The sequence below is a fragment of the Neisseria sicca VK64 genome (assembly GCF_000260655.1).
GTDB lineage: Bacteria > Pseudomonadota > Gammaproteobacteria > Burkholderiales > Neisseriaceae > Neisseria > Neisseria sicca_B.
Genome location: NZ_AJMT01000105.1, coordinates 1 through 2,004, shown reverse-complemented (window position 1 = coordinate 2,004; position 2,004 = coordinate 1). Strand labels below are relative to the sequence as shown.

Sequence of the window (2,004 nt, the reverse complement as noted above, 5' to 3'; positions counted from 1 at the left end):
AGCGATGTGCCTGATAGTCAGATGGTTAAGGATGCAGAAAAAGTGGCAGGTCCTTCGCAAGAGCAGCCACGCGGTTTGTTACAGCGCTTAATGCGTAAATTATTGGGAAAACGCTAAAAAGGACATGTAATGAAAGAAAATAAAATTATCTTTACCGGTCCGGTTGGAGTAGGTAAAACAACAGCAATTTCTGCGTTATCAGATGAGCCGCCTGTACAAACAGATGCATCTGCATCAGATATGACGCTGGTTCGTAAGGGGTATACCACCGTAGCAATGGATTATGGTGTGATCCATTTGGATGAAGAAGTCAAAGTTCATTTATATGGTACACCGGGGCAAGAACGTTTTAACTTTATGTGGGAAATTCTAAGCCAGGGTAGTATGGGATTGGTATTGCTTTTGGATAATACACGAACAAACCCATTGAAGGATTTGCAATTCTTCTTGGAAGCATTCCGAGAATTATTGAAAACAGCGCCATTAGTAGTAGGCGTTACTAAAATGGATATTCGTTCATTGCCAAGCGTTGATGTATATCAGAAATATTTAGCACAAAATAATTTTAATGTACCGGTTTTTGAGATTGATGCTCGTAGAGAAGATGATGTCAAACAATTGGTTAGCGCAATGTTGTTCTCAATTGATCCGGGTTTAGAGGTATAAAATGGAATCAACACTTTCTTTGCAATCAAATTTATATCCCAGAATTACACCTGCTGGTGCTTATTATGCAGTAACCAGCGATACACCAAGCGCAAGTAGAACATTGCTATATAGCTTATTGCGTGCAAACCCGTCAGAGGTCATTAGTAGCGAAAAAATTCTAGCTTGGGCTGATACCAGTGATATTAATACAGCTTTAAACTTGTTGTACCGTTTGCAACGTTTAGAGTTTTTATATGGTGATGAAAATATTAGTAACGAAGATATTCATTTGACAGACGAGCAGTTACCGGAATTGTTAGAGCAGTTGTCTAATTCAGGTAAAGCTTTGCTGGCTGATGAGAATGGCCTGTATTTTGCCAATGCTAATTTTCATCATGAAGCTGCCGAAGAGTTAGGCCTGTTGGCAAGCGAGGTGGCTAAGATGGAAGATGGTCATCGTCTGCTGATTCGTAACAATTTGCATATCAATAATAGTGCGTGGGGGATTTGTGATCCTTCTGGTCAGAGCGAGTTAACATTTTTCCCATTGTATATTGGGGAAACTAAGCTGATTCTAGTTATAGGTGGTATGCCTGACTTAAATAAAGAGGCGTTTGTGACACTGGTTAAAGTGTTGTACCACAGATATGGTAGCCGCCAGCAAACTATATAACTAAAGTTATAATTTGAGAATGGAATAAATATGCAACAATTATTAATCTCTGTGTTGAGTGATTTAAATAATACTTCTCCCGATATTACAGCTTCAGCTGTAATATCGACTGATGGTTTGCCAATTGCTACAATGCTTCCATCACATTTGAATGCGGACAGAGTTGGTGCTATGTCTGCAACATTGTTGGCATTGGGCAACCGTTCAGTGCATGAGCTGGCATGTGGTGAGTTGGATCAAGTGATGGTCAAAGGTAAAACAGGTTATATTCTGTTGAGTCAAGCAGGTGATAATGCAGTATTGGCACTGATGGCGAAGGAAAGCGGTAAGCTGGGTTTGATCTTGCTGGATGCTAAACGTGCTGCTAAACATATTGCAGAAATTTTATAAAACCGCGTATAAATCATATCATTAATGATAATAGGGGATTAATTCTTGACTTCTTGTTTTTTTTAAGATAGAATCCCCCTTCTAATTCCCCGATAGCTCAGTCGGTAGAGCGACGGACTGTTAATCCGCAGGTCCCTGGTTCGAGCCCAGGTCGGGGAGCCAAATATCAAAAGCCTGAACATCGAAAATATGTTCAGGCTTTTTTATAAGGTAGATTGTATTGATATTTTCTTTATTCAGTTGTTTCGTGGAATTGTTGTCATAAAAGCAAACCTGTTGCATCTTACAAATAG

At 39.5% G+C, this 2,004-nt stretch carries 3 protein-coding genes, 1 tRNA gene and 1 pseudogene; all 5 read left to right on the top strand.

Going from position 1 to position 2,004, the window contains the following annotated elements; all coding sequences use genetic code 11:
* Nucleotides 1–117 (top strand): annotated as a pseudogene (locus HMPREF1051_RS14380) (response regulator); the annotation flags it as partial.
* 12 nt (nucleotides 118–129) lie between these two features.
* Nucleotides 130–666, top strand: a complete 537-nt coding sequence (locus HMPREF1051_RS06495; RefSeq protein WP_003760398.1) for a GTP-binding protein — start codon at nucleotides 130–132, stop codon at nucleotides 664–666.
* A gap of 1 nt (nucleotide 667) precedes the next feature.
* Complete coding sequence (locus tag HMPREF1051_RS06490; protein WP_009313121.1) at nucleotides 668–1,321, top strand: hypothetical protein; 654 nt, start codon at nucleotides 668–670, stop codon at nucleotides 1,319–1,321.
* A gap of 30 nt (nucleotides 1,322–1,351) precedes the next feature.
* Nucleotides 1,352–1,711, top strand: a complete 360-nt coding sequence (locus HMPREF1051_RS06485; RefSeq protein ID WP_003760395.1) for a roadblock/LC7 domain-containing protein — start codon at nucleotides 1,352–1,354, stop codon at nucleotides 1,709–1,711.
* Between the two features lie 86 nt (nucleotides 1,712–1,797).
* Nucleotides 1,798–1,873, top strand: a tRNA-Asn gene (locus HMPREF1051_RS06480).
* Nucleotides 1,874–2,004 lie beyond the last annotated feature (131 nt).